A 26,253-nucleotide genomic window follows, 5' to 3' on the forward strand; every position below is an offset into this window, starting at 1 on the left:
AATGTATTTAACTTAAATCCCATGCCACAATAAGCCCTAAATGCGTAAGCCCACCACCAAATCCGTATAGCAAAAGTGTGTCTCCGTTATTTAATCTTCCTTTTTTTCTAGCTAAATCTAAAGCGAGTGGAATAGAGACGGAAGATGTATTCCCCATATCTTCCACACTCGTTAATGTTTTTTGAATAGATATTTTTGATTTTTCGCAAATAGATTCAATCATTCTTAAGTTAGCACTATGTGGTATGAACCAGTCTATATCATCTATTTGCAAATTTGCAGTATGTAATAGTTCTTTTATGCCGTATGGTACTGTTCGTACAGCCCATTTATATACTTCTCTTCCATTTTGAACAATTTTTTCACTTGTTTGTAGTGGTGTGCCATTCATAGTAGTAGATAAGTTTGTTCTGTATAGATGAATGCCACCGTCACCGTTTGTTCCCATGTGAGCAGCGATAAAGCTTGGTTTGTTTTCATCTCTTTCTAATAAAATAGCTCCAGCGCCATCACCGAACAAAATACAGGACGTTCTATCGGTGTAATCAGTAACTTTAGATAATGTCTCTGTCGCTATGACGAGTACTTTTTGATGTGATCCAGAAGTGATTAAGCTATTACCGACATGCAGTCCGTATGTGAAACCAGCGCAAGTCGCATTTAAATCAAAAGCTAGTGTATGAGGTATGTTGAAGTATTGTTGTATTTGGCAAGCAACACTAGGGAAAACATAGTCAGCAGTAGTTGTAGCGACGATGATACAGTCAATATCCTCTAAGTTTTTCTTATATGTTGTACACAAATTTTCGATTGCTTTAATGGCTAAGTGTGAGGAGTATTCGTCTTCGTTAGCAATTCTTCTTTCTTTCATGCCGGTTCTTTGTACAATCCATTCATCATTCGTATGGACCATCTTTTCTAAATCGTTATTAGACAATACTTGATCTGGAACATAAGTACCAATTGCGGTAATACGAGATTTAGAATTCATAGGAACATCTCCTAACTTATTTTTATAACCTGATACTAATATCAGGTTATAAAAATGTCAATAAAGATTTTCTGTTTAATAAAATTAATATATTTTAATAAATAGAAAGGGATTTGAGGAGTGATGTCCAAATAATATACGGAAAGCTTCTAAAATTGATACTTTGAAGGGGTCTGAGATTCTTGAAAAGAATCATTTATTTGTTGTCTCTTGTTTTAATTTGTAGCTTTACTTTTTTTATTTTGCCAGAGAAATCTTATGCTTGTGACTGTATTAATGTATCACCAGAAGATGCATTTCAAAAAAATGATGTGGTGTTTGAAGGTAAGGTGTTAGAAGTTCAAGAGAAAGGTGAAGGCGGAATTAAAACATTATTTGAAGTGAAGAAAATTTGGAAAGGGACAAGTTCTTCGCGAATTATTATATATACAAGTGTAAGTAGCTGTGCATTTCGTTTTGCAGAGGGAGGAGAGTACTTAGTCTTTTCTTCTTATAGAGGAGAGGAAAAGTTAGAGACATCTATCTGCAGTGGAACGAAGAGATTAGATGAGGCAGAGATTGAGAAAAATGCTTTAAGTCATATTGCAAAAGAGTCGGTTCCGACGAAGAAAGTGGATTTAAAAGATGAAATGGTAAGCGGTTTAAGTTGGTGGCAAGTAACTATCATTTCTATAGGTGTGTTATTGTTAATTGCTGTTGTTATTTTTATTGTGAGAAGAACTCGCAAAAAATGACGATTAAAGTAAAAATATAAAGATTTTCTTTCTGTTTCTATAGGTGGTTTAATCTTGTGAAAGCGAATTACTTATGCTACACTTTATGTAACTTAAAATGAACGGAGGGGCTTCCTTTGATCTTAATCAGATTACGTCTCAATACTTTGTGCCAATAATTGAATAGCGCTCAAAGGCTCTGTCTGTGTACAGAGTGAACGGGATTGGTCTGCCTATTTTAAAGGAACCCTTTATTAAGCTTATATGTGAAAAAGAGGGAGGGACGAATACGCCCTCTTTTTGTTTTGCCTTTATAAATAGAATGGGATAGTATAGGTGAACACTTGTTGGATACGTATACTATCTTGGGACTTTTTGACCATGTATAGGACGAAAGCACTGCTTTCTTCTATTTCTTTGGTGAACCCTTATCCGTTTACGAAAACACAGGCAGTGACCTGTGTTTTTTATTTTGCGTAATCGAAATGGAGGAATAAATATATGGAAGAATTATTACAAAGAGCAATATTAGTTGGAGTGAATTTAGGTAAGGAAGCTGATTTTGCATATTCGATGGAAGAGTTAGCAAATCTTACGGAAGCTTGTGATGTGGAAGTAATCGGTCAAGTGACGCAAAATTTACAACGAGTAAATCCGTCGCATTATATTGGAAAAGGGAAGATTGAAGAAGTAGCAGCGTATGTGAAAGAAGCAGATGCAAATATGGTCATCTTTAATGACGAATTATCTCCTTCACAAATTCGAAATTTAGAAGAGGATTTAGATTGTAAAGTAATTGATCGTACCATTTTAATTTTAGATATCTTTGCGCAACGTGCGAAAACGAAAGAAGCGCAGTTGCAAGTAGAAGTGGCCCATCTTCAGTACATGATGCCTCGTTTAATCGGTCTTCGTGAATCTTTAGGAAGACAAAGCGGGGGAGTTGGCACGAAAAATAAAGGTGTCGGTGAGAAGAAGTTGGAATTAGATCGTCGTAAAATTGAAGAACAAATTGCGGCTCTAAATAAAGAATTAGAAGCACTTGTTGCACAGCGCCAAACGCAGCGTAAACAACGTAAGAAAAATGAAATTCCAGTTGTGTCGTTAGTAGGATATACGAATGCAGGTAAATCAACGATAATGAATACAATGCTTGAAATTTTTAATGGTACTGTAGAGAAACAAGTATTTGAAAAAGATATGTTATTTGCGACGTTAGAGACATCTGTACGAAATATTGATTTGCCGGATAATAAATCATTTTTATTAACGGATACTGTTGGATTTGTAAGTAAGTTACCGCATCATCTTGTGAAAGCATTCCGTTCAACGCTAGAGGAAGTGGCGGAAGCAGATTTACTTATTCACGTTGTAGATTACTCAAATCCCAATTATGAGCAATTAATTGATATTACAAATGAAACGTTAAAGAAAATTGGCGTGGAAAATATCCCGACGATATATGCATATAACAAATCAGATTTGGTAGATGTTGAAATTCCGAAAGTGCAAGAAGATCGCGTTTATCTATCTGCGAAGAAACATGTTGGAATTAAAGAGCTTGTAGAAGTAGTTCGTTCACACATTTATAAAGAGTATACGAAGTGTGAAATGTTAATTCCGTATGATCAAGGGCAGGTAGTTTCGTATTTCAACAATCATGCACACGTTTTATCTACGAGTTATGAAAACGAAGGTACGAAAATGGCACTAGAATGTAAGACGAGTGATTATGAGAAATATAAGCGTTTTTCTATTTAATAAAAAAAGGCGATCCTAATATGTTTTAGGATCGTCTTTTCTTCATAGTTGCAAGCCTTCCTTTCGTCCTGCCTTAGTATAAAAGAAAATACAAAGAGTTCATATAAATAAATCCGACAAAGCAGATAGAAAAAACATATTTTTTTAGAAGTTGAATTTCTGGAAAAAGAAATGAAACCAGTATAGAATAGAAATGTTTCAAAACTCAGAATTTGTTCTGATTAAAGTCTAAATTTATTACACTAACTGTAATAAATATATATTTTGTACAGGAAGGAGAAATACACATATGCAGGCAGTTTCACAAAAAAATACAGTAGAAACACCGACAATATATCGAATATTATTTGCGATTAGTTTCGGACATTTTTTGAATGATTCGATGCAAGCGGTTGTGCCCGCGTTGTTTCCTATTTTGGAAAAAACGATGAATTTATCCTATATGCAAGTAGGGTGGATTGCGTTTGCGTTAAATATGACGTCATCGATTATGCAGCCGGTTTTTGGGATGTATTCAGATAAGAAGCCGTCACCATTTTTATTACCGCTCGGTATGTTTTCGAGTATGCTTGGGATGATTGGACTCGCATTTGCACCGAACTTTATAGTTGTTATTATTTCTGTTTTATTTATTGGATTAGGTTCCGCGGTCTTTCATCCAGAGGGCGCTCGTGTTGCTTATATGGCAGCCGGTGCAAAACGAGGTTTAGCGCAAGCGATTTATCAAGTTGGAGGAAATACAGGGAATTCTCTAGCACCTATTTTTACAGCATTAATTTTCGTTCCGCTCGGTCAAATTGGTTCTTTAGGCTTTACAGCCTTTGCAGCAGTAGGAATTGTATTGTTAATTTCTGTGTCTAATTGGTATAAAAATGAATTAGCAACTGGTGCTGTAAGAAGGAAAAAGAGGGCTGCGCTTGAGGCGGAAAATGCAATTGTAAGTACGCACATTAAATTCGTTATTATACTTCTTGTTTTTCTTACTTTTGTACGTTCTTGGTACGGTGCTGGTATCGGGAATTTCTATCAATTTTACTTAATTGAGCATTACGGTTTATCTATAAAAAATGCGCAATATTTTGTATTCGCATTTATGATTGCTGGTGTATTAGGTACTTTCTTTGGTGGTCCGTTAGCAGATAAATTCGGTAAGAAAAAGATTATTGTCTTTTCGATGCTCGGTTCAGCGCCGCTTGCACTATTGTTACCTCACGTTTCTCTTATGTGGGTTGTACCGTTATTTTTATGCATTGGATTTATTAGCTCTAGTAGTTTTAGTGTAATCGTTGTATATGCACAAGAACTTGTTCCAGGGAAAGTTGGAATGGTGTCAGGATTAATTGTCGGTCTTGCGTTTGGTCTTGGAGCATTAGGTGCTGTAGTCCTTGGGAAATTAGCTGATATGTATAGTCTTCAATTTATTATGCTATTATGTAGTGGTTTACCATTAATTGGACTTACTTCATTGTTACTGCCAAATGATAAGAAAACGATAGAATAGGGGATGCGCTATGAAATTATGTGAAAACGTTACAGAATTAATAGGAGATACACCTGTTGTCCGATTATCTAAATTTATTCCAGAGGACGCAGCGGATGTGTATGTAAAACTGGAAATGTTTAATCCGTCACGCAGTGTGAAAGATCGCGCTGCCTATAACTTAATTCATATTGCCGAGGAACATGGTCTCATTAAGCCAGGTGATACAATTATTGAACCGACAAGTGGAAATACAGGAATTGGCTTAGCGATGAATGCAGCTGCTAAAGGGTATAAAGCTATTTTAATTATGCCAGATAATATGTCCAAAGAGCGTATTAATTTATTGAAAGCATACGGCGCAGAAGTAGTTTTAACACCAGCAGAACAAAGAATGCCAGGAGCAATTGCGAAGGCGGTAGCGTTACAAAAAGAAATTCCAAATAGTTTTATTCCGCAGCAATTTGAAAACCCAGCAAATCCGAATATTCATCGTTATACGACTGCACTTGAAATTTATGAACAAATGGATGGAGAACTTGATGCATTTGTAGCAACCGCAGGAACAGGTGGAACAATTACAGGGACCGGTGAAACGTTAAAAGAGAAACTACCAAACTTATATATTGCCGTAGTAGAACCGAAAGGATCACCAGTGTTATCTGGTGGTGTTCCAGGCCCTCATAAACTAGTCGGAACAAGCCCAGGGTTTATTCCAAAAAACTTAAATACAGAAGTGTATAACGAAATTATTCAAATTGCGGATGAAGAAGCATTAACTACAATGAGAAACTTAGCAAGACAAGAAGGCTTATTAGTAGGACCATCTTCAGGAGCTTCTGTGTACGCTGCAATTATGATTGCAAAACGCTTAGGTGCTGGTAAAAAGGTTTTATGTATTGCACCTGATACAGGGGAGCGCTATTTAAGTATGGGGCTATTTGAATAAAAGTGATAGAAGCCCTTAATAGTAAGGATGAAAATCCCCTATTAAGGTGTTTCTTTTAGAAAAATAGATAATGGGTGAGTGGGGAGAATGACAATGAAGCTATTGAAACCAACATACGAATATAGCGAACAAATTATGGAGTATAGGCAGGCATTTTTACATTCAGGAGAAGAACCGCACGGTAGTTGTTCTTTACAAAATTTCGATTCTATTGGTGAATGGTTTGAAAAAGTAAGTACACAAGAAGAAGGGAAAAATTTACCATCTAATCGAGTACCATCTAATCGAGTACCATCTAGTCAGTTTGTTAGTGTTGAGAATGGAAAAATAATAGGTTTTGTGAATATTCGACACCGGTTAAATCCAGAGTTATTGTGGGAAAGCGGTCATATCGGTTATAGTGTTCATCCGAATAAACGTCGCCAAGGTTATGCAACTGAGCAACTGCAACTTTCATTGGCTGAGGCGCAAAAATTCGGGTTGAAGAAAGTGCTAATAACTTGTGATAAAGCTAATGTTGGTTCGGCTAAAACGATTCAAAAGGTTGGCGGTGTGCTAGAAAATGAAGTAGTTTCTTCTAATTCTGGCGAAATTGTTCAGCGTTATTGGGTAGAAATATGATTTAGTGGAAATTTGAAAAGGTAATATAATGTTTAATATCGAAATAGATAAATAAAAAGTAAGGGGAGTACTGCAGTTTTAGGGGGAAATGCAATGGGATTAAAAGAGAAAGCGATAGAGGTGTCGGAGATTTATAGGCAAAACCAGAAAGTCGAAGCTATTATTTTAGCAGGATCTGTAGCGAGAAAGTTAGAAGATGAACATTCAGATATTGAATTACATATTTTATGGTCAGAACCACCAGAGGATGAAGAGCGTCTAGGTCCAATTAATAATATTGGTGGAACGATTTTGTCATATCATCCTTACGAGGACGAAGAATGGTCGGAAACGTATTTGACGAAAGAAGGAATTAAACTAGAGATTAGTAACTTTTTAACATTGACAGTAGAAAAAATTATTTCAGAAGTTATAGAGCAGTATGATATAAATTATGAGAAACAATGTATTGTATCATCGGTTCATGATGGTGTGAGTTTGTATGGAGAAGTAAAAGTACATGCTCTAAAAGAAAGAGTTGAAGCATTTCCAGAAGAACTGGCGAAAAGGATGATTTCAGAAAACCTTTGGTTAAGCAATCGTTGGCATAATCGAGAGGCGCTTTTAAAACGAAAAGACTGGCTTATGCTTTATGATGTTATTTGTGAAGTGCAAAGGGATTTATTCGGTGTTTTATTCGGTTTGAATAGAATGTACGTGCACCATCCTGCATTTAAATGGATGGCTTATAATGTAGAGCGTATGAATATTAAACCTGAAAATCTATATGAGCGTATGGCGGATACGCTGATAGGGGAACCAGAGTATAGTGTACAGGAGTTAGAAGTGTTGATCGAAGAGGTATTACATTTAGTAGAACAATATGCTCCAGAATTAAATATTGCTGAACAACAAAAGCGCATTCAATATGCGAAGTAAAAAAACAAGAGATGTAACAACGCGTTACATCTCTTGTTTTTTTATTTTACTAACTTTCCTAATACAGGTAATCGTCGAATCCTATCACCGAGAATATGCGAAGCAAGTCCACTCGTTAATACGAATAAAAGATAAACAAGTCCTCCTGCTGATGCGCATATAAATACAATAATCAGTGATTCTACATAAGATTGGCCAGGAATAATCCAGCTTATAAATGCTCTTAATACGATCACAACAGCAGACATTGCTGCGGAGTAAATCGTAATAAGAAATACTGTTTTTGCTGTTTCGCCAATTTTAAATTTCGCAAACTTAACGATGCAGTACAACATAATAATATTTGAAACGAGATATCCGAGAATTGTTCCAAGTACAGCACCATGTCCACCGAATAAATGTAAGAGCGGTGTGTTCACCACAATTTTAACGAGAATACCGGCTGAGAATGCAATCATTGTTTTTCTTTGATAATCAATTCCTTGTAATATAGCAGCTGAAACTGTGAAAATTGCACTTAATACAGCAGAAGGTGCAAATGAAATTAAATATTGTGATCCACCAAGTGCAATTTCAGGATTTACATAAACCATGCGGAATGCATCGTAAGCGATACTAGCAAGACCGAATGCGGCTGGGATAGTGAAGAATAATAATACTTGAAATATCTTTGAAATTTGTCCTTGTAATTCATCTAGCTTCCCGCTTGTAAATGATTTCGTTATAGCCGGAATAATTGTTAATGAGAATCCAGTTGCAAGTGAAGCCGGAATCATAATTAACTTTTGGGCATAGTTCGTTATATAAGCGAAAACTGCATTCGCGGTTTCTAAAGGTTCTCCCATTGCTCTAAGGACATCAGCTACGGTATATTGATCTACTAACGTATAGAGCGGGATTGCAATGCCTACAAATACAATTGGAATTGCATAACGTAGTAATTCCATATAAATACTTCTTAACGGAATGTTTGATGATCTCGTTTTCAGCTCACCTTCAGGAGGTTTTAATCCATTATATTTTTTCCAGTACATCATTAAAATAGAGACGCTTGCAAGTGCCCCGATAACAGCACCAAATGTAGCAACTGCAACAGAAGAAGCTACTGAACCTCCTAATAGTTTTGAGACGATAAAACTACCAACTAAAATGAAAACGACACGTGCGATTTGTTCTACGACTTGAGAAACAGCACTTGGTTTCATATGTTGAAAACCTTGGAAATAACCACGTGTAACACTCATAGCTGGTACGATAATAAGCGCGAAGCTTAATGCTCGCATTGTAAGTGTTACGTCTGCGATAAATTGTGGATCTGGTGTTTTCGAGCGAATAATAAATTGTGATATGTACGGTGCTCCAATAAATAAAGTTAAAAATCCTAAAAAGCCCATAAACATCATTAATTTTACGCTCGAGTTATACAATTTTTTACTTGTACTATAATCACCAAGTGCATTATGTTTTGCAACAAATTTTGAGACGGCAATAGGAATACCAGCTGTTGAAAAGCTTAATAAAATACCGTACCAAGAGTATGCGTATCCATATAAAGCGACCCCTTGCGTTCCAACTAATAATTGAAAGGGGAAAAAGTATATAAAACCTAAAATTCGTGAAATCATTGTTGCACCACTTAATAAAGCGGTACCTTTTAAAACTTTTGAAGTAGACAAAATTCTTTCCTCCTACTCGTGCTGTCTTGCATTTATCGTATACTACTATAAACCTGCTAGAGAAGTTAATACAGTATAAACCATAAATGTTCTAATACTATTCATACAAAAGTCATATTTTGAATCTTTAAATAGAATGTAATGCATAAAAATTCAAAATATAAGTTGACACTATTTTTAATATATGATAAAAATGATAGTAATCAATTCGGAAAATAATATTTGGGCAATGAAAGGGTATAGTAGTGAATATCTCCCTATTTCAGAGAGCTGATGGTTGGTGTGAATCAGTATATAGATTATTCATGAAGTTCGTCCTGGAGCATCTTTCATAAATCTCACATTATGAGGAAATGAAAGACGGTAGTTTATACCGTTATCAAATAAAGTGGTGAAGATTGTTTCACAACTAGGGTGGTACCGCGATATTTATCGTCCCTACGTATTTACGTAGGGACGTTTTTTATTTAGGTCCTAATTTTGGTGTGGCTTCATAACTAGGGTGGTACCGCGATATTTTATCGTCCCTACGTATTTGCGTAGGGACGTTTTTTATTTAGGTCCTAACTTTGGTGTATCTTCACAACTAGGGTGGTACCGCGATATTTTTGTCGTCCCTACGTATTTACGTAGGGACGTTTTTTATTAGGGAGGAAGTGAACGTATTAGAAAAGAGTATGGATAGGACAATATAAATACCGGATTGTAAAACAGAAAAAGATAAAGAGAGGAGATTAACAAATGAATTCACAGCAATGGACATCGAAATTAGGTTTCGTATTAGCTGCAGCAGGTTCAGCAATTGGTCTAGGGGCGATTTGGAAGTTCCCGTATATGGCCGGAATTGGAGGGGGCGGCGCGTTCTTCCTTATTTTCATCGGTTTCACATTATTAATTGGTTTACCGCTATTATTAGCTGAATTCGTTATCGGAAGAAGTACACAAAAAGAGGCTGTTGATGCGTATAGCGAAATCGCACCAAAAACACTATGGCCTTGGTTAGGTAAATTAGGGATTGTAACTTGTTTCATACTACTTTCTTTCTACAGTGTTGTAGGGGGATGGATTTTACTATATTTATGGAATGCAATTACAGGTAGACTATGGGAAGGAAATGGGGCATACGAAGCTACGTTTGGTGAAATCATTTCCAATCCATATTTAGCAGTTGGATCACAGCTATTATTCATCCTTATTACTATTTTTATCGTAAGTAAAGGTGTACAAAATGGTGTTGAAAAAGTAAATAAATATTTCATGCCAGCATTATTCGTATTATTCTTTGTACTAATTGTTCGTGCACTTACTTTAGACGGTGCTGGAGAAGGAGTTCGATTCTTCTTACAACCTGATTTCTCAAACGTAACGTCAGAAATCATTTTATATGCAATGGGGCAATCGTTCTTCTCACTATCTGTTGGTGTAGCCGTTATGGTAACGTATAGCTCGTACTTACCGAAAGAAGAAAGTTTACCGCGTTCAGCATTTTCTATCGTAGCTTTAACACTTGTGATTACATTACTTGCAGGACTAGCAATTTTCCCAGTTGTATTCGCATTTGGAATGGAACCATCTCAAGGACCGGGACTATTATTTATCGTATTACCAGCTATTTTCAGTAAAATGGCGTTCGGAAAATTATTCTTCATTGTTTTCTTATTACTATTCTTCTTTGCTACTATTACATCAGCAATTTCGATGTTAGAAATTAGTGTTGCGTCTTTAACAACTAAAGGTAAAAGTAAAGGGAAACGTGAAAAAATGGCATTAATTGTTGGCTTGTTAATCTTTGTTGTAGGGGTTCCATCAGCCTTATCGTTTGGTTTGTTAAGTGATGTGAAACCATTTGGGAAAACAATTTTTGATTTAGCAGACTATGCGGTTAGTAACATACTAATGCCACTTGGTGTTTTATTAGTTTCCATCTTTGTCCCTTTAAAAATGAAGAAAGATGTATTAATGAAAGAGCTTGGTGTAAGTAAAAATAAAGGCTATAAACTATTCGTATTATGGTTATTCTTACTTCGCTATATTGCACCAATTGCGATTATTATCGTATTCCTAAATGTGCTTGGAATTATATAAAAGAAAGGTAGCGTATCGAGATATGATACGCTACCTTTTTATTTTGCTTTTTTTTGCAATTCGTTTACTGTCACGAATTGATAGCCCTTTTTAGATAAAGAGTCTAAAATACCTTCAATAGTTTGCAGATTTTCATTAGATTCATCGTACATAGGGTGCAATAAAATGATAGAACCTGGTTTTACATTTTTACTAACATATTCAATTTTATCAGCTGTAGATGTATAAAAAGTATCAGGTTCAAGGTCCCATGTGATTGTTTCGATATTATTTTTATTTAAATAATAGGGCAGACCAATTAGCTTTTTACCGTTAGGTGGTCTAAAATCAATTTCGCCTGTAAATCCTGTTTGGCGGATTAATGAATTCGTTTTTTCTATTTCTTCTTTAATAAAAGAAGGTGTTTTAAAAACCATTCTGTTATGAGAATATGTATGATTTCCAAGTTGGTGTCCAGAGTGTACGATAGCTTCTCCTAACGATAGGTTTTTCTCTAATTCATTTCCGATTAAAAAGAAAGTAGCTTTTGCATTGTATCGATCTAGTAGCGGTAATATTTGTTTAACATTGTTAGTAGGACCATCATCAAAAGTTAAAGCAATCACTTTTTCATTTGTTTCTACTCGGTTTGTTAAACCTCCAAACAATTGAAAACTTCTTGCGTTCATCAATTTGTATGTTCCGAATAATGCTACAGTAATAATGAATAATGTAACGATTGTAATGATTATATTCTTTTTCATAACGCAACCTCACTATACTTTTGGATTGGACTAAAAAGTATTATATCAAACTAAGTAACTTCGTGCTTTAAAAAGGATGTGGATGCAAGGGGAAGAAATTTATCATATAATAAAATGCAAAAGGTATATTAGGAGGTATTGATATGGCGATTACAATTCAATTGCCAGACACTGCAGCGTCTCATGCAAAGCCAAGTATGGAAATGGCGATACTTTGCGTGGGGTAGACAAGTAATATACAATCGCCTAAATGAGCTCGTATCATTTTTTATATTTGGCTTTGCACCTTATTGAAATGAACCATAAAAAATAAGGGGCGAGCAGAAATGAAATATGTTAAAGCTGCGACGGTTTTACCAGAAAGTTTAATTGCTGAAATTCAAAAGTATATACAAGGTGAAACAATTTACATTCCAAAACAAGAAACAAAACATTATAAATGGGGTACACAATCTGGAGGAAGAAAACAACTAGATGAAAGAAACAAAGCTATTAAAGAAGCGTTTAAAAGTGGAATTTCCATTCATCAACTTGCGGAGGAGCATTTTCTTTCCGGAGAAACGATTAAAAAGATTGTGTATTCTAAATGAAAATAAAAGAGTCTAGTTCAATTATTAAATTGAACTAGACTCTTTTTGTTTTGTATCTATTGGATATGAATGGGCAAGATAATAGAAAAAATGTGCCGGCTTTTTACTAAATAGAATATAGAGCATTTGAGTGAAAAGCAGAAAGGTGAGCATATATGAATCATCTAGGACAAATAACGATAGAACTATTTTTTGGTTTTTTTGTGCTATTGATTGCTACTAAAATATTAGGGAAGACACAAATATCTCAGTTAACGCCATTTGATTTTATTTCTGCCATAGTTCTCGGAGAATTAGTAGGAAATACTATATATGATCCGGAAATAAAAGTATGGTCTATTTTATATGCAGTACTTGTATGGGTAGTGTTAATTTATACAATAGAAGTGATAACGCAAAAATTTAGAGGGACGAGAAGTTTTTTTGAAGGCTCTCCGTCAATCATTATCCGTAATGGATATATTGACCGGGAACAACTAAGTTCAAATCATTTGGACATTAATCAACTACAACAAATGCTAAGACAACAAAAAGATATATTTTCAATCCGAGAAGTTGAATATATGATTTTGGAACCTAATGGAAACATAAGTGTTCTGAAGAAAAGCAAATATGAATCTCCTACTATAAATGATTTAAGTTTAAAACATAAACCTGTATACTTACCGATTTCATTAATTAGTGATGGAAAAGTAGTGAAAGATAATTTGAGGGAAGCAGGTTTTGATGAAGGATGGCTTTATAAACAAATAAAGCAAAAAGGGATTACTAAATTTGAAGATGTATTATATGCAGAATGGAAAACAGATGATGGTTTCTTTTGTCAGGAAATGCCTCGGTAGAACATAGTCAGAGTATGTAATGTTCATTTCTAAGTTATCTTTTACATATCAAAAAGCTGAATCATTGTATACAATAAGACTAGATCAACAATTTGTATGGAGTGATAAAGATGGAAGCTTTTATTAGAAGTGATCAATACAATTTTATAAAGTCACAAGCTTATATTTTAGCAAATGGGCATGCAACGGCAAATGATAGAGGTGTAATTCAAGCGTTAAAATCACTTGCGATTGAAAAGATAATACATGTATTTGAGAATTTAACGGATGAACAGAAAGAGTTAATTGATACGGTATTAACAGTTCAAAATAGAGAAGATGCAGAATCGTTTTTAATGAAAATAAATCCGTATGTCATTCCGTTTCAGGAAGTTACAGCACAAACATTAAAAAAATTATTTCCTAAAGCGAAAAAATTAAAACTTCCTGATATGGAAGAACTGGACATGAAAGAATTATCTTATTTAAGCTGGATTGATAAAGGGTCAAGCAGGAAATTTATTATAGCGAAAAATGATAAAAATAAGTTTGTTGGTCTGCAAGGAACATTTCAAAGTTTAAATAAAAAAAGCATTTGTTCATTATGTCATGGGCATGAAGAAGTAGGAATGTTTTTAGTTGAAATTAAAGGTGATGTACCAGGAACTTTCGTTAGAAAGGGAAACTATATTTGCAAAGATGGTGTAGCTTGTAATCATAATATGAAATCGCTTGATAAGTTACAGGATTTTATTGAGAGACTAAAGAAATAAAATAGAAGACCTCTAGTATTTAAACTGGAGGTTTTTATTTTTGAAGAAGAAGTAATAGGTTCCTTTGGAGATGTAGATTTATAAAAAAGTTAGTTCATTTATAATGAAATTTGATGAAAATATCTATTTGGATACAGTTGCTTATATGCAAGGAGGTAAAACATGAATTACATTTCACCGAAAGAAGAGGTGTTAAAAGTGAAACGGTGGCCTAAAGATACGATAGCGGCGGGTCGTGGTCATACCGTTGCTCTTAAATCAGATGGCACGGTGGTAGCAATGGGACGAAATAAAGAAGGTGAATGCCATGTAAGCGGCTGGTGTAATATTGAAGCAGTCGCAGCGGGGTGGAATAAGCATGATCAATGTGATGTAAACGACTGGCATAATATTGTATCGGTTGCGGCGGGCTGGCGTCGTACCTTTGGCCTGAAACCGGATGGCACGGTGATAGCGGTGGGACGAAATAAAGAAGGAGAATGCAATATAAGTAGCTGGCGTGATATTGTGGCGATAGCGGTGGGTGACTGGCATACAGTCGGTCTTAAATTGGACGGAACGGTGACGACTGTGGGTAATAATCGGTATGACCAATGCAATGTAAGTAGCTGGCATGATATTGTGGCGATAGCGGCGGGATATCTTCATACAGTTGGTATTACATCTGACGGTATGGTGACGGCTGTGGGTAATAATAAACAGGGTCAATGTGATGTAAGAGAGTGGCGCAATATTGTGGCAATAGCGGCAGGGAGTAATCATACAATCGGACTTAAATTAGACGGTACCGTGGTGGCAGTGGGCTGGAATGAGTATGGTCAATGTAATGTAAGTGATTGGCGCGATATTGTAGCGATAGCGGCTGGTTGTGCGCATACGGTCGGACTTAAATCAGACGGCACGGTGGTCGCGGTAGGTAATAATGAATTTGGCCAATGTGATGTAGGTAACTGGAACGGTATTCGACTGCCGGTTAATTAGTTTTAACGACTGGATGATTCAACCATTTTATTAGTTTTAATATTTGTTGATGAGGAATAAAAATATTAAAATCTCAATAAATCGTTAGTACTATTATTCTATTCTAGGAGTAATTATGGCGTAAGATATGTAGGAAATGATCAAACGTGAATTTGCTAAATAAGAATCCTTTTTCAAAGATAAAAACGCATCGCACTTTAAAAAGAAAGCACGATGCGTTTTTATTATTTTTTTTGCCAATTTTCTTTTATAAAGTCTTCACGGCCAGATTCTTTTTGCTCGTTAGCATATTTCTCTGGATTCTTTTTATAGAAATGTTGGTGGTACTCTTCTGCTTCATAAAAAGGTGCAGCAGGAAGAATTTCAGTCACAATAGGATCTTTAAACATACCGCTTTCTGCTAGAGTTTGCTTCGATTTTTCTGCAAGCTCTTTTTGTGTTTCATTATGATAAAAAATTGCTGTGCGGTAAGAGGGACCACGGTCAAAGAATTGTCCGCCATCATCAGTTGGATCGATTTGCGGCCAATATAAATCTAGTAATTTTTGATAAGGAAAAATAGAAGGATCGAATGTAATTTGTACAACTTCTAAATGTCCAGATGTTCCAGTCTTTACTTGTTCGTATGTTGGGTTTTCTACATGACCACCTGCATAGCCGGAAAGTACTTTTTGAATACCGGGAAGCTCATCAAATGGTTTTACCATGCACCAAAAACAACCGCCTGCGAAGGTTGCGAGTTCGTATGTTTTTTCAGACATTGCTGTAATCCTCCTAAATGTATATGTTTTATATAGTATTATATAAATTGTTTTATTGCGCAATAAAAAAGATTTGAAAATATATGTTTTTTATAAACAAGATCCTCCGCTAACATCAATTAATTGTCCAGTAACCCAGCGGCTGTCTGGAGAAGCAAGAAAAGCAGCAGTATCGGCAATATCTTCTACTTCACCTAAGCGATTGAAGGCGGAAATAGTAGTAGCGTACTGTTTCATCATTGGGTCGCTCAATAGTTCTGCGTTCATATCTGTTTTAATAAAGCCTGGAAGTATTGCATTTACTGTTATTCCTCGTGCTCCGAGTTGTTTTGCAAGCGTGAAAGTCATCGTGTTAATTGCACCTTTCGTCATACTATATGCAACGAAATCAGGCAAAGAAATGCGGGTGGCAGCTGATGAAATATTAATAATTCGGCTATTATCACGTAAACGTGGTAGTGCTTGTTGAATGATAAAGAATGGTGCTTTTGCATTTACTGAAACCATTCTATCAAAAAATTGTTCAGTCGTTTCTTCAATAAAAGCACCAGGACCGATTCCAGCGTTGTTTATTAAAATATCAAATTGTGTTCCACCAGTTCTTTTTTGTAATTCGTTATCTAAAGAAATATACAGGTTGTCTACACCGTGTAAAGATTCAAGATTTGCACCGATAGAAAAAGCTAATCCGCCATTTGATTGAATTTCATGAACAGTTTCTTCAGCATCTTCTTTTCGATTTCCATAATGAACAGCAACTAATGCACCGTCGTTTGCTAACCGTTTTGCGATAGCACGTCCAATTCCTCGGCTTGCTCCTGTAACTAATGCTATTTTACCTTTTAACATAGTTTTCTCATCTCCTCATAAATTTTATATGTTTTTAAGTTATTTTTCTTTATGTAGTAATGCGAACATACTTAAGTAATATATGAGTATGTGTAAGAAGTTCATTCCGATTTTGTTTTGAGAAAAAATAAATAGATTTCTAGTGAATAGAATGAATTTTAATTTTTTTCTAAAAACATGTTGACAATGAAAAGAACCGCGTCCTATAATACGTGTAACAAATAAAAGTGAATTAAGAATTTTCTAACTTTATATGTTGTATATGCAAAGAAGAGGAAAGTAGATGATTATGGTCGTTTCAGAGAGCTACTCCTAGGCTGAGAGAGTAGTAGCAATCGAATCATTGAAGATCACCTCGGAGCATCGCTTGCGAAAGGGAAACTGAGTAGAGGGCGGCGGCATCGTCTCCGGTAAAAGGACGGAGGTCTGATTGGACCTATGAAGCTTATATTTCGTGAGAAGTATAAGGAAGCTGAGTGGTAACGCGAAACTCTCGCCTCAGCAATCAAAGCTACTAATTTGTAGTAGTTGATTGCTGAGGCGAGAGTTTTTATTTTAAAAAATAGAATAAAAGAATGCGAGGAAGAGGAGAGTAAATGATAAAGATTGTTTCAGAGAGCCGCCCAAAGGCTGTGAGGGTGGTAACAATTGAATCATTGAAAATCACCTCGGAGCACTGCTTTTGAAGTTAGTAAAAAGTAGCGGAGTTGTTTCCGATAGAAAAACAAAAGTCTAATTGGACTTGCAGAGCTTATATTTCGTGAGAAGTGTAAGGAAGCTGAGTGGTACCACGAGTCTCTCGTCTCAGCAATGGATTGCTACAAGTGTGTAAGTAATCGATTGTTGAGACGAGTATATTTTTAAGGTTAGTATACTGAATATTCTGTTAAAAATACTCATCTCAGCAATCGATATAGAAATAGATTGCAAAAACAGAGATAAAACAGAGGAGCGATGTGAGATGGGAAACCAGTCCATCTATATGAATGGGGAATTTGTAGAGAAAGAAAAGGCAGTTGTTTCAGTATATGATCACGGTTTTTTATACGGAGACGGTGTATTTGAAGGGATTCGTAGTTACGGAGGAAATGTATTTTGTTTAAAAGAACATGTGAAACGATTATATGAATCGGCGAAATCTATTTTACTTACAATTCCAATGACGGTAGATGAAATGGAAGAAGCAGTTGTACAAACATTGCAAAAAAATGAATACACGGATGCCTACATTCGATTAATTGTTTCAAGAGGAAAAGGTGACTTAGGGCTCGATCCGAGAAGCTGTGTGAAACCGAGCGTAATTATCATTGCAGAACAATTAAAGTTATTCCCTCAGGAATTTTATGATAATGGACTAAGCGTTGTGTCTGTTGCATCAAGACGTAATACGCCAGACGCATTAGACCCACGCATTAAGTCAATGAACTATTTAAATAACGTGCTTGTAAAAATTGAAGCGGCACAAGCGGGAGTGCTAGAGGCTCTTATGTTAAATCAACAAGGATATGTTTGTGAAGGGTCTGGAGATAATGTTTTCATTGTGAAAGATGGAAAAGTGTTAACACCTCCTTCGTACTTAGGGGCGCTAGAAGGTATTACGAGAAATAGTGTGATTGAGTTATGTGAGCGTCTAAGTATTCCATGTGAGGAAAGGCCATTTACTCGCCATGACGTATATGTAGCAGATGAAGTGTTTTTAACAGGAACTGCAGCGGAACTAATTCCTGTAGTGAAAGTAGATTCAAGAGAAATTGGAGATGGAAAACCAGGAGATGTAACAAAAAGATTAACCGAAGAATTTAAAAAATTAACGAGAGAAAGAGGAGTACGTGTTCCAGGATTGGCGGCAAGTTTAGCGTAAATAGGGAGAGGAGTTAATTAAAATGGAGGAACAGTATACAGCATGTGATGAACTGCAGAGTGAAGAAGCTACAGGTGCTGGACACGTTATTCAATGTTTGAAGAAATTAGGTGTAACGACCGTTTTCGGTTATCCAGGCGGAGCGATTTTACCAATATACGATGCGTTATACGAAAGTGGTTTAAAGCACGTGTTAACTCGTCATGAACAAGCTGCAATTCATGCAGCGGAAGGATATGCGAGAGCTTCTGGAAAGGTTGGGGTAGTCTTTGCTACCTCTGGCCCAGGGGCGACGAATTTAGTTACGGGTTTAGCAGATGCTTATATGGATTCGATTCCTTTAGTTGTCATTACAGGGCAAGTTGCAACGCCTTTAATTGGTAAAGACGGATTTCAAGAAGCGGATGTTGTCGGAATTACAGTACCTGTTACGAAGCATAATTACCAAGTTCGTGATGTAAATCATTTATCACGAACTGTGCAAGAAGCTTTTTACATCGCCGAAAGCGGGCGACCGGGACCGGTATTAATCGATATTCCAAAAGATGTTCAAAATGCAAATGTAATATGTTTCTTTAATGAAGAAGTGGAGATTCCAGGATATAAACCAGAACCTTTGTCAGACAGTTTGAAACTGAGGGAGGTAGCAAAATCAATTTCAAAAGCAAAACGCCCACTCCTTTATATCGGGGGAGGCGTCATTCATTCAGGCGGATCTGAAGAACTCATCAAGTTTGCGAGGGAGAATCGTATTCCAGTCGTTTCAACTTTAATGGGACTGGGTGCATATCCGCCGGGAGATCCGTTGTTTTTAGGAATGCTCGGTATGCATGGAACGTACACTGCAAATATGGCAGTAACAGAATGTGACTTATTACTGGCGTTAGGTGTTCGTTTCGATGATCGTGTAACAGGAAAATTAGAACTTTTTTCTCCGCATTCGAAAAAAGTACATATTGATATTGATCCTTCTGAGTTCCATAAAAATGTAACTGTAGAGCATCCGATTGTTGGTGATGTGAAAAAGGCGCTACATATGCTATTACATATGTCTATTTATTCACAAACAGATGAATGGCTTCAGAAAGTGAAGAAATGGCAAGAAGAATATCCACTTTCATATAAGCAAAAAGAATTTGAGTTAAAACCACAGCATGTTATCAACTTAGTAAGTGAATTAACGAATGGTGAAGCGATTGTCACGACAGAGGTAGGACAGCATCAAATGTGGGCTGCTCACTTTTATAAAGCGAGAAAACCACGGACTTTCCTAACATCAGGGGGATTAGGGACGATGGGATTTGGTTTTCCAGCAGCAATTGGTGCTCAGCTTGCAAAAGAAGAAGAACTTGTCATCTGTATTGCTGGTGATGCTTCTTTCCAAATGAACATTCAAGAGCTGCAAACAATTGCTGAAAATAATATTCCTGTCAAAGTATTCATCATAAACAACAAATTTTTAGGAATGGTAAGGCAATGGCAAGAAATGTTTTATGAAAACCGTTTGTCGGAATCGAGAATTGGGTCACCAGATTTTGTGAAAGTAGCAGAAGCTTATGGTGTAAAAGGGCTAAGAGCAACAAATTCGTTTGAGGCGAAAAAGGTAATGTTAGAAGCATTTTCTCATGAAGGTCCTGTCGTAGTTGACTTTTGTGTAGAAGAAGGTGAGAACGTCTTTCCAATGGTTCCGCCAAACAAAGGGAATAACGAAATGATTATGAAGAGGTGGGAAGAATGAGTCATACTTTTTCATTAGTTATTCATAACGACCCGAGCGTCTTATTACGTATAAGCGGAATTTTTGCTCGGCGTGGTTATTATATTTCTTCTTTAAATTTAAACGAAAGAGATACAAGTGGTGTTTTTGAAATGAAACTAACAGCAGTTTGTACTGAAAATGAAGCAACGTTACTTGTCAATCAGTTGAAAAAATTAATCAATGTACTGCAAGTAAATAAATTATAAGGAGTGTATGGAATATGAAAACTTATTATGAGAAAGATGCAAATTTAGAGCTATTAAAAGGGAAAACAGTTGCGGTAGTCGGATATGGATCTCAAGGTCATGCACAAGCACAAAATTTACGGGATTCTGGTGTGGAAGTTGTAGTTGGTGTTCGCCCTGGTAAGTCATATGAAGTAGCAAAAGCTGATGGATTTGAAGTAATGTCTGTTTCAGAAGCGGTTCGAACCGCACAAGTTGTACAAATGTTATTGCCGGATGAACAACAAGCGTATGTATATAAAACAGAAGTAGAAGAGAATCTTCGTGAAGGACAAATGTTACTTTTCTCACATGGTTTTAATATTCACTTCGGACAAATTAATCCGCCAAGTTACGTAGATGTAGCGATGGTCGCGCCGAAAAGTCCAGGTCATCTCGTTCGCCGTGTATTCCAAGAAGGAAATGGTGTCCCAGCATTAGTCGCAGTGCATCAAGATGCAACGGGAACAGCATTAAGTGTAGCACTAGCGTATGCCAAAGGTGTAGGTTGTACACGTGCAGGTGTAATTGAAACGACATTCCAAGAAGAAACAGAGACAGACTTATTCGGTGAGCAAGCAGTACTTTGCGGAGGAGTAACAGCACTTGTGAAAGCTGGTTTTGAAACGTTAACGGAAGGTGGATATCGTCCTGAAATTGCATACTTTGAATGTTTGCATGAATTAAAGTTAATTGTTGATTTAATGTACGAAGGCGGATTAACGAATATGCGTCATTCTATCTCAGATACGGCAGAGTTTGGAGATTATGTAACAGGATCGAGAATTGTTACAGATGAAACGAAGAAGGAAATGAAACGTGTTCTTACAGAAATTCAGCAAGGTGAATTTGCGAAGAAATGGATTTTAGAAAATCAAGCAGGGCGTCCAACGTATAGTGCGATGAAAAAAGCAGAACAAAATCATCAGCTAGAAAAAGTAGGAGCAGAGCTTCGTGAAATGATGAGCTGGATTCATGCACCGAAAGAATTAGTAAAGAAATAGATTAATAGAGTATAAGTGAAAAATATGTAAGAGGGGATTTGACAAGATGAGAAGTGACATGATTAAAAAAGGTTTTGATAAAGCTCCGCATCGTAGTTTATTAAAAGCAACTGGTTTAAAAGATGAAGATTTTGATAAACCATTCATAGCAATTTGTAATTCTTTTATTGAAATTATTCCAGGTCATAAGCACTTAAATGAGTTTGGGAAACTTGTTAAAGAAGCAGTACGTGCAGCAGGCATGGTTCCATTTGAATTTAATACAATTGGAGTAGATGACGGTATTGCGATGGGTCATATCGGTATGCGTTATTCGCTTCCGAGTCGTGAAATCATTGCAGATTCAGTAGAAACGGTTGTAAATGCACACTGGTTTGACGGAATGATTTGTATTCCAAACTGTGACAAAATTACACCAGGTATGATGATGGCTGCACTTCGAATAAACATTCCAACTGTTTTCGTTTCAGGTGGTCCGATGGCAGCGGGGAAAACATCTAAAGGGGAAGTTGTCGATTTAAGTTCTGTTTTTGAAGGGGTAGGAGCCTATCAATCTGGGAAAATTTCAGAAGAAGAATTAAAGGATATTGAAGATCATGGCTGTCCATCTTGTGGTTCTTGTTCCGGTATGTTTACAGCGAACTCTATGAACTGTTTATGTGAAGTGTTAGGTTTAGCTCTTCCTGGTAACGGGAGTATTTTAGCGATTGATCCAAGACGTGAGGAGTTAATTAAACAAGCAGCAGAAAAATTAAAAATTTTAATTGAAAGAGATATTAAACCACGCGACATTGTAACAGAAGAAGCAATTGATGATGCGTTTGCACTTGATATGGCGATGGGTGGATCAACGAATACAGTATTACACACGTTAGCACTCGCACAAGAGGCGGGGTTAGATTACGATATGAACCGCATTGATGCAGTTTCAAGACGTGTACCGCATTTATGTAAAGTAAGTCCAGCTTCTAATTGGCATATGGAAGATATCGATCGCGCAGGCGGGATTAGTGCAATTTTGAAAGAGATGAGCCGAAAAGAAGGGGTACTTCACCTTGATCGTATAACTGCTACTGGGCAAACATTAAGAGAAAATATTGCTCATGCAGAGATTCAAGATAAGGAAGTTATTCATTCTCTAGAAAATCCTCATAGTGAAGAAGGAGGATTACGTATATTAAAAGGAAACCTTGCGAAAGACGGAGCGGTTATTAAAAGCGGAGCAACAGAAGTAAAACGATTTGAAGGACCTTGCGTTATTTTTAATTCACAAGATGAGGCGCTTGCCGGCATTATGCTTGGGAAAGTTAAGAAAGGAGATGTAGTTGTTATTCGCTATGAAGGACCAAGAGGCGGACCTGGTATGCCGGAAATGTTAGCACCAACATCAGCAATTGCTGGTATGGGATTAGGAGCAGATGTTGCACTTTTAACTGATGGTCGCTTCTCTGGTGCTTCACGTGGTATTTCGGTAGGGCATATTTCACCAGAAGCAGCAGCTGGCGGAACGATTGCACTTCTTGAACAAGGAGATATTGTATGTATTGATGTTGAGGAACGCTTGTTAGAAGTGAGAGTTAGTGATGAGGAATTAGAGAAGCGTAAAAAAGGGTGGAAACGACCAGAACCAAAAGTGAAAACTGGGTGGCTTGGACGTTATGCACAAATGGTAACATCGGCGAATACAGGTGCAGTTCTGAAAATCCCGAATTTTGATTGAGCCAATATAAAAAGAGATAAGGATGATATAAAATGGTGCAAAATGTAAAGGAGAGAGTGAAAATTGAAGATATCTTAATGGCTCATAATTGCATGAAAGATATCGTTATTAAAACACCGTTACAACGAGATTCAGTTTTATCTGAGAAATATGAATGTGACGTATATGTTAAGCGAGAAGATTTACAAGTTATTCGTTCTTTCAAAATTCGTGGTGCGTATAATTTAATTCAAAGTTTACCGAAAGAAAAGTTACAAAATGGTGTTGTTTGTGCAAGTGCTGGTAATCATGCACAAGGAGTTGCTTATACGTGTAATTTATTGAAGATTCCGTCAAAAATTTTCATGCCGACAACGACACCTAAGCAAAAAGTATCACAAGTTGAATTTTTCGGTGGTGATTTCGCAGACATTGTATTAGTTGGTGATACATTTGATAGTTCTTTCCAAGAGGCGCAGCGCTATTGTGTAGAAAATAGGATGACATTTGTACATCCGTTTGATGATCCGTATGTCGTTGCTGGTCAAGGAACAGTCGCTGTTGAAATTATGCATGATATGGAGAAACCAGTTGATTATATATTTACAGCAATTGGCGGTGGTGGATTAGCATCTGGTATTGGTACATATGTAAAGGGGGTTAGTCCTACTACAAAGGTAATCGGTGTAGAACCGATGGGAGCTGCATCTATGAAAGAAGCTTTTCTTCAAAATGAAAATGTTGCATTAGAAAAGATTGATAGTTTTGTTGATGGAGCAGCTGTTAAGAAGGTAGGAAAGTTAACTTTTGAAACATGTAAAGATGTAATTGATGATATTGTTTTAGTACCGGAGGGAAAGGTTTGTACAACGATTTTAGAACTGTATAAGAAAAATGCGATTGTAGCAGAGCCAGCTGGTGCGCTTTCTATTGCGGCACTTGATCTATACAGAGATGAAATAAAGGGAAAAACAGTTGTATGCACGTTAAGTGGTGGAAATAATGATATTGATAGAATGCAAGAAATGAAAGAACGATCCCTTATTCATGAAGGATTAAAGCACTATTTCATCATTGAATTTCCGCAACGTTCAGGAGCACTACGAGAGTTTCTTGATAAAGGATTAGGACCGGAAGATGATATTACTCGCTTTGAGTATATTAAGAAACATAATAAAGAAAATGGTCCAGCTTTAGTGGGGGTAGAATTAAAGCATAAGGAAGACTATGAAGCTTTAATTACTCGTTTTCAAGAAAATAACATTCAATTCGTGGAGCTTAATAAAAATCCTGTGCTGTTTGATTTACTTATTTAATAAAAGAAAAGAGTTAACATACAATTCTACTTGAAATAAAAAAGGTAGATACAAGCGGAGGGAAATCCTGCTTGTTCTATCTTTTTTATTCTTTGAAAGTTAAACGAAATACGCTCCATATTCAAGAAGGATAAAGCTAGTTAACCAAAAAAGTATTGCAATACGAATGATTACATACATTGTAAATTCAAAGGGAGTAAGTTTTCTCTCTCGCTTTATTTTTCTTAGAAGTCTAACAGAAAAAAATGAACATAAAAGCAGGATCGCTATAGATATTTTATACACGTTTTCTAACAGACTTATATTTTCTAATAAGTTTTTCAGCATATTCATCACCTATCCCGTAATGTATGTTACAGAGAAATGAATCTCGTGCTGTTTAGTTGCGTTTGTTTATTATTTTCCCAGTGTCATCAATTTCTACATCAGTTGAAACCGTTTGTAAATATTGCAGTGCTTTTTTCTTTTCTTCTTCATTTACAGGAGAAACTTGGTTGTTGCGAATGATGTAAGGATTGAATGACATTTGGACATCCTTACCTTTAAAGGTTAAAGTTAATACGCCTGTTTCGGCACTCTTTCCATTTACATAATTCGGGAATAAAAAGTTTCCTAACGAGTATGCGATAGGAACTTTATTGTAATACTCAAATCCTTGTAACCAATGCGGGTGACTTCCAACGATTGCATCAGCACCCGCCTCTACCATTTTCGGAACATATTGTTTCTGGTATTCTATTGGGCGATTAGATTTTTCGACGCCCCAATGCATATAGACGATTACATAATCAGCATCTTTCTTTTGCTCTTGAATCGTTTTTGTTACAAGATCTAGGTCATATCCGTTTGCAACGCCGGGTTTATTGTCACCAGCTACCCAATTAAAGTTGGGCATAAAGCGTACAAAGGAAAGAAATTTAAACTTTTTTCCTTTTACAGTTAGTTCACGAGCAGTATAAGCATCTTCAGCATTTTTTCCGGCTCCAGTGTAAGGTAGTTTTAATTTTTCGACGTGAGAAATGGTGTCTATTAGTCCATCTTGCCCATAATCAAGCGTATGGTTATTGCCAATGTTCACGATGTCATATCCGGTGTTTTTAATGGCTTGTAGTGTGGATGGATCACTTTTAATCCAAAATTGTTGCCCAGGTACTTTTTTTTCTCTCGTTGTAAATGCTGACTCTAAATTAACAAAAGAAATATCAGCTTTCGTTATTTCTTCTTTTACGTGTTGGAATGGATAATCAGCCCCATTTTTTTCGATTACGGGACGTAATTGCCAATCGAACATTGTATCACCAGAGAAGGTGAGTGTGATTTCAGGGTCTTCGGTTTTCTTTTCGCTTTTTGAAGCTGTTTTACTAGATTTGTTTTGCATATCAGGTTTGTCTTTCGCTTTTGAAATAAAAGAGTAGTTGATTAATAAAACAATTGGTGTAATGAAAAAGGCTATTAACAGAAATCGTTTTAGTAAAGTTTTCATAAATACCTTCCCTTTTGAGTTTATCCCGCAATTAGATTAACAATGAATCTACTAAAGGCAATCGGTCTTTGTATAGTTAGAAAAAAATAGCGGGTTATGTAGTGAAAAACGTTTGTTAATATTCACAATATTACGTTAACATATAGGTAACCTGTAAATCAATGTATAAACCAAAATATAGAAATAAAGAATTCG

At 36.2% G+C, this 26,253-nt stretch carries 24 protein-coding genes and 3 other annotated features; of the genes, 17 read left to right on the top strand and 7 right to left on the bottom strand.

All coding sequences use genetic code 11. The features are described 5' to 3' along the window. Positions 1-7: 7 nt before the first annotated feature. Positions 8-991, bottom strand: coding sequence for a ketoacyl-ACP synthase III (locus MHH59_RS08995; RefSeq protein WP_002126759.1), 984 nt, complete (start codon positions 989-991; stop codon positions 8-10). Between the two features lie 182 nt (positions 992-1,173). Between MHH59_RS08995 and MHH59_RS09000 the strand changes: the two genes are divergently transcribed. The 6 genes from MHH59_RS09000 (at position 1,174) to MHH59_RS09025 (ending at position 7,433) form a co-directional block, all read left to right on the top strand. Beyond that, complete coding sequence (locus tag MHH59_RS09000; protein WP_016126767.1) at positions 1,174-1,725, top strand: hypothetical protein; 552 nt, start codon at positions 1,174-1,176, stop codon at positions 1,723-1,725. A 480-nt stretch (positions 1,726-2,205) separates the two neighbouring features. Beyond that, positions 2,206-3,465, top strand: coding sequence for a GTPase HflX (gene hflX / locus MHH59_RS09005; RefSeq protein ID WP_002126761.1), 1,260 nt, complete (start codon positions 2,206-2,208; stop codon positions 3,463-3,465). 289 nt (positions 3,466-3,754) lie between these two features. Continuing rightward, positions 3,755-4,966: an MFS transporter gene (locus tag MHH59_RS09010; RefSeq protein WP_002126762.1), complete on the top strand. Its 1,212-nt coding sequence runs from the start codon at positions 3,755-3,757 to the stop codon at positions 4,964-4,966. Positions 4,967-4,976: 10 nt separating this feature from the next. Then, entirely contained in the window at positions 4,977-5,894 is a 918-nt protein-coding gene (gene cysK, locus MHH59_RS09015; protein ID WP_002126763.1) for a cysteine synthase A, read from the top strand. Positions 5,895-5,987: 93 nt separating this feature from the next. After that, positions 5,988-6,515 carry a GNAT family N-acetyltransferase gene (locus MHH59_RS09020; protein WP_340851113.1) on the top strand — a complete coding sequence of 176 codons (528 nt, stop codon included), beginning with the start codon at positions 5,988-5,990 and terminating at the stop codon, positions 6,513-6,515. A gap of 93 nt (positions 6,516-6,608) precedes the next feature. Further along, on the top strand, positions 6,609-7,433 hold the full coding sequence (locus MHH59_RS09025) for a DUF4037 domain-containing protein (RefSeq protein WP_003188604.1): 825 nt from the start codon (positions 6,609-6,611) through the stop codon (positions 7,431-7,433). A 41-nt stretch (positions 7,434-7,474) separates the two neighbouring features. On the opposite strand, the gene MHH59_RS09030 is transcribed toward MHH59_RS09025, so the two are convergent. Then, positions 7,475-9,109: a putative polysaccharide biosynthesis protein gene (locus tag MHH59_RS09030; RefSeq protein WP_002168662.1), complete on the bottom strand. Its 1,635-nt coding sequence runs from the start codon at positions 9,107-9,109 to the stop codon at positions 7,475-7,477. Between the two features lie 220 nt (positions 9,110-9,329). Continuing rightward, positions 9,330-9,552, top strand: a binding site (T-box leader). Positions 9,553-9,850: 298 nt separating this feature from the next. Here MHH59_RS09030 and MHH59_RS09035 point away from each other — a divergent pair. Further along, positions 9,851-11,194 (top strand): sodium-dependent transporter, encoded by a 1,344-nt coding sequence (locus MHH59_RS09035; protein ID WP_002126767.1) that lies wholly within the window; start codon positions 9,851-9,853, stop codon positions 11,192-11,194. A gap of 38 nt (positions 11,195-11,232) precedes the next feature. Here MHH59_RS09035 and MHH59_RS09040 read toward each other — a convergent pair whose 3' ends face one another. Further along, positions 11,233-11,937, bottom strand: coding sequence for a polysaccharide deacetylase family protein (locus MHH59_RS09040; protein ID WP_002126769.1), 705 nt, complete (start codon positions 11,935-11,937; stop codon positions 11,233-11,235). 326 nt (positions 11,938-12,263) lie between these two features. Here MHH59_RS09040 and MHH59_RS09045 point away from each other — a divergent pair, with 326 nt between their 5' ends. The 4 genes from MHH59_RS09045 (at position 12,264) to MHH59_RS09060 (ending at position 15,102) form a co-directional block, all read left to right on the top strand. Next, on the top strand, positions 12,264-12,527 hold the full coding sequence (locus tag MHH59_RS09045) for a CD3324 family protein (protein WP_002012161.1): 264 nt from the start codon (positions 12,264-12,266) through the stop codon (positions 12,525-12,527). Between the two features lie 155 nt (positions 12,528-12,682). Further along, entirely contained in the window at positions 12,683-13,369 is a 687-nt protein-coding gene (locus MHH59_RS09050) for a DUF421 domain-containing protein (RefSeq protein WP_002126773.1), read from the top strand. Positions 13,370-13,479: 110 nt separating this feature from the next. Then, entirely contained in the window at positions 13,480-14,121 is a 642-nt protein-coding gene (locus MHH59_RS09055; RefSeq protein ID WP_002126776.1) for a FusB/FusC family EF-G-binding protein, read from the top strand. 162 nt (positions 14,122-14,283) lie between these two features. Continuing rightward, a complete protein-coding gene (locus MHH59_RS09060) occupies positions 14,284-15,102 on the top strand; it encodes an RCC1 domain-containing protein (RefSeq protein ID WP_340851114.1) in 819 nt (272 codons plus the stop codon). A 224-nt stretch (positions 15,103-15,326) separates the two neighbouring features. Here MHH59_RS09060 and msrA read toward each other — a convergent pair whose 3' ends face one another. Next, on the bottom strand, positions 15,327-15,863 hold the full coding sequence (gene msrA / locus MHH59_RS09065; RefSeq protein ID WP_002126778.1) for a peptide-methionine (S)-S-oxide reductase MsrA: 537 nt from the start codon (positions 15,861-15,863) through the stop codon (positions 15,327-15,329). A gap of 90 nt (positions 15,864-15,953) precedes the next feature. Beyond that, the gene (locus tag MHH59_RS09070) at positions 15,954-16,712 is read right to left on the bottom strand and encodes an SDR family oxidoreductase (RefSeq protein WP_002126779.1); all 759 of its coding nucleotides are present in this window, start codon (positions 16,710-16,712) and stop codon (positions 15,954-15,956) included. Positions 16,713-16,970: 258 nt separating this feature from the next. Further along, positions 16,971-17,216 (top strand) — a binding site (T-box leader). Between the two features lie 67 nt (positions 17,217-17,283). Next, positions 17,284-17,522 (top strand) — a binding site (T-box leader). A gap of 151 nt (positions 17,523-17,673) precedes the next feature. Between MHH59_RS09070 and ilvE the strand changes: the two genes are divergently transcribed. Genes ilvE through ilvA form a run of 6 tightly spaced genes read left to right on the top strand, consistent with a single transcriptional unit; the run spans position 17,674 to position 24,575 of the window. Further along, positions 17,674-18,573: a branched-chain-amino-acid transaminase gene (gene ilvE / locus MHH59_RS09075; protein WP_002168658.1), complete on the top strand. Its 900-nt coding sequence runs from the start codon at positions 17,674-17,676 to the stop codon at positions 18,571-18,573. Positions 18,574-18,595: 22 nt separating this feature from the next. After that, positions 18,596-20,311: an acetolactate synthase large subunit gene (gene ilvB / locus MHH59_RS09080; protein ID WP_002126786.1), complete on the top strand. Its 1,716-nt coding sequence runs from the start codon at positions 18,596-18,598 to the stop codon at positions 20,309-20,311. After that, on the top strand, positions 20,308-20,538 hold the full coding sequence (locus MHH59_RS09085) for an ACT domain-containing protein (RefSeq protein WP_340851115.1): 231 nt from the start codon (positions 20,308-20,310) through the stop codon (positions 20,536-20,538). Before ilvB ends, MHH59_RS09085 begins: the two co-directional genes overlap by 4 nt. 14 nt (positions 20,539-20,552) lie before the next feature. Beyond that, positions 20,553-21,560, top strand: coding sequence for a ketol-acid reductoisomerase (gene ilvC, locus MHH59_RS09090; protein ID WP_078178612.1), 1,008 nt, complete (start codon positions 20,553-20,555; stop codon positions 21,558-21,560). Between the two features lie 46 nt (positions 21,561-21,606). Beyond that, the gene (ilvD, locus tag MHH59_RS09095) at positions 21,607-23,280 is read left to right on the top strand and encodes a dihydroxy-acid dehydratase (RefSeq protein ID WP_002012150.1); all 1,674 of its coding nucleotides are present in this window, start codon (positions 21,607-21,609) and stop codon (positions 23,278-23,280) included. 32 nt (positions 23,281-23,312) lie between these two features. After that, positions 23,313-24,575 carry a threonine ammonia-lyase IlvA gene (ilvA, locus tag MHH59_RS09100; protein ID WP_002012149.1) on the top strand — a complete coding sequence of 421 codons (1,263 nt, stop codon included), beginning with the start codon at positions 23,313-23,315 and terminating at the stop codon, positions 24,573-24,575. A 99-nt stretch (positions 24,576-24,674) separates the two neighbouring features. On the opposite strand, the gene MHH59_RS09105 is transcribed toward ilvA, so the two are convergent. Both MHH59_RS09105 and MHH59_RS09110 read right to left on the bottom strand, forming a co-directional pair. Next, positions 24,675-24,902 carry a hypothetical protein gene (locus tag MHH59_RS09105; protein WP_012260734.1) on the bottom strand — a complete coding sequence of 76 codons (228 nt, stop codon included), beginning with the start codon at positions 24,900-24,902 and terminating at the stop codon, positions 24,675-24,677. Positions 24,903-24,954: 52 nt separating this feature from the next. Next, the gene (locus MHH59_RS09110; protein WP_340851118.1) at positions 24,955-26,058 is read right to left on the bottom strand and encodes a CapA family protein; all 1,104 of its coding nucleotides are present in this window, start codon (positions 26,056-26,058) and stop codon (positions 24,955-24,957) included. Between the last annotated feature and the right edge of the window lie 195 nt (positions 26,059-26,253).

Origin of the sequence: Bacillus sp. FSL E2-0195 (assembly GCF_038003645.1) — a bacterium.
Classification (GTDB): Bacteria; Bacillota; Bacilli; order Bacillales; family Bacillaceae_G; genus Bacillus_A; species Bacillus_A mycoides.

Coding starts and splice junctions, on each gene's coding strand:
- MHH59_RS08995 (WP_002126759.1), bottom strand. CDS start 991: ATGAATTCTAAATCTCGTATTACCGCAATTGGTACTTATGTTCCAGAT.
- hflX (WP_002126761.1), top strand. CDS start 2,206: ATGGAAGAATTATTACAAAGAGCAATATTAGTTGGAGTGAATTTAGGT.
- MHH59_RS09010 (WP_002126762.1), top strand. CDS start 3,755: ATGCAGGCAGTTTCACAAAAAAATACAGTAGAAACACCGACAATATAT.
- cysK (WP_002126763.1), top strand. CDS start 4,977: ATGAAATTATGTGAAAACGTTACAGAATTAATAGGAGATACACCTGTT.
- MHH59_RS09020 (WP_340851113.1), top strand. CDS start 5,988: ATGAAGCTATTGAAACCAACATACGAATATAGCGAACAAATTATGGAG.
- MHH59_RS09025 (WP_003188604.1), top strand. CDS start 6,609: ATGGGATTAAAAGAGAAAGCGATAGAGGTGTCGGAGATTTATAGGCAA.
- MHH59_RS09035 (WP_002126767.1), top strand. CDS start 9,851: ATGAATTCACAGCAATGGACATCGAAATTAGGTTTCGTATTAGCTGCA.
- MHH59_RS09040 (WP_002126769.1), bottom strand. CDS start 11,937: ATGAAAAAGAATATAATCATTACAATCGTTACATTATTCATTATTACT.
- MHH59_RS09045 (WP_002012161.1), top strand. CDS start 12,264: ATGAAATATGTTAAAGCTGCGACGGTTTTACCAGAAAGTTTAATTGCT.
- MHH59_RS09050 (WP_002126773.1), top strand. CDS start 12,683: ATGAATCATCTAGGACAAATAACGATAGAACTATTTTTTGGTTTTTTT.
- MHH59_RS09055 (WP_002126776.1), top strand. CDS start 13,480: ATGGAAGCTTTTATTAGAAGTGATCAATACAATTTTATAAAGTCACAA.
- MHH59_RS09060 (WP_340851114.1), top strand. CDS start 14,284: ATGAATTACATTTCACCGAAAGAAGAGGTGTTAAAAGTGAAACGGTGG.
- msrA (WP_002126778.1), bottom strand. CDS start 15,863: ATGTCTGAAAAAACATACGAACTCGCAACCTTCGCAGGCGGTTGTTTT.
- MHH59_RS09070 (WP_002126779.1), bottom strand. CDS start 16,712: ATGTTAAAAGGTAAAATAGCATTAGTTACAGGAGCAAGCCGAGGAATT.
- ilvE (WP_002168658.1), top strand. CDS start 17,674: ATGGGAAACCAGTCCATCTATATGAATGGGGAATTTGTAGAGAAAGAA.
- ilvB (WP_002126786.1), top strand. CDS start 18,596: ATGGAGGAACAGTATACAGCATGTGATGAACTGCAGAGTGAAGAAGCT.
- MHH59_RS09085 (WP_340851115.1), top strand. CDS start 20,308: ATGAGTCATACTTTTTCATTAGTTATTCATAACGACCCGAGCGTCTTA.
- ilvC (WP_078178612.1), top strand. CDS start 20,553: ATGAAAACTTATTATGAGAAAGATGCAAATTTAGAGCTATTAAAAGGG.
- ilvD (WP_002012150.1), top strand. CDS start 21,607: ATGAGAAGTGACATGATTAAAAAAGGTTTTGATAAAGCTCCGCATCGT.
- ilvA (WP_002012149.1), top strand. CDS start 23,313: ATGGTGCAAAATGTAAAGGAGAGAGTGAAAATTGAAGATATCTTAATG.
- MHH59_RS09105 (WP_012260734.1), bottom strand. CDS start 24,902: ATGCTGAAAAACTTATTAGAAAATATAAGTCTGTTAGAAAACGTGTAT.
- MHH59_RS09110 (WP_340851118.1), bottom strand. CDS start 26,058: ATGAAAACTTTACTAAAACGATTTCTGTTAATAGCCTTTTTCATTACA.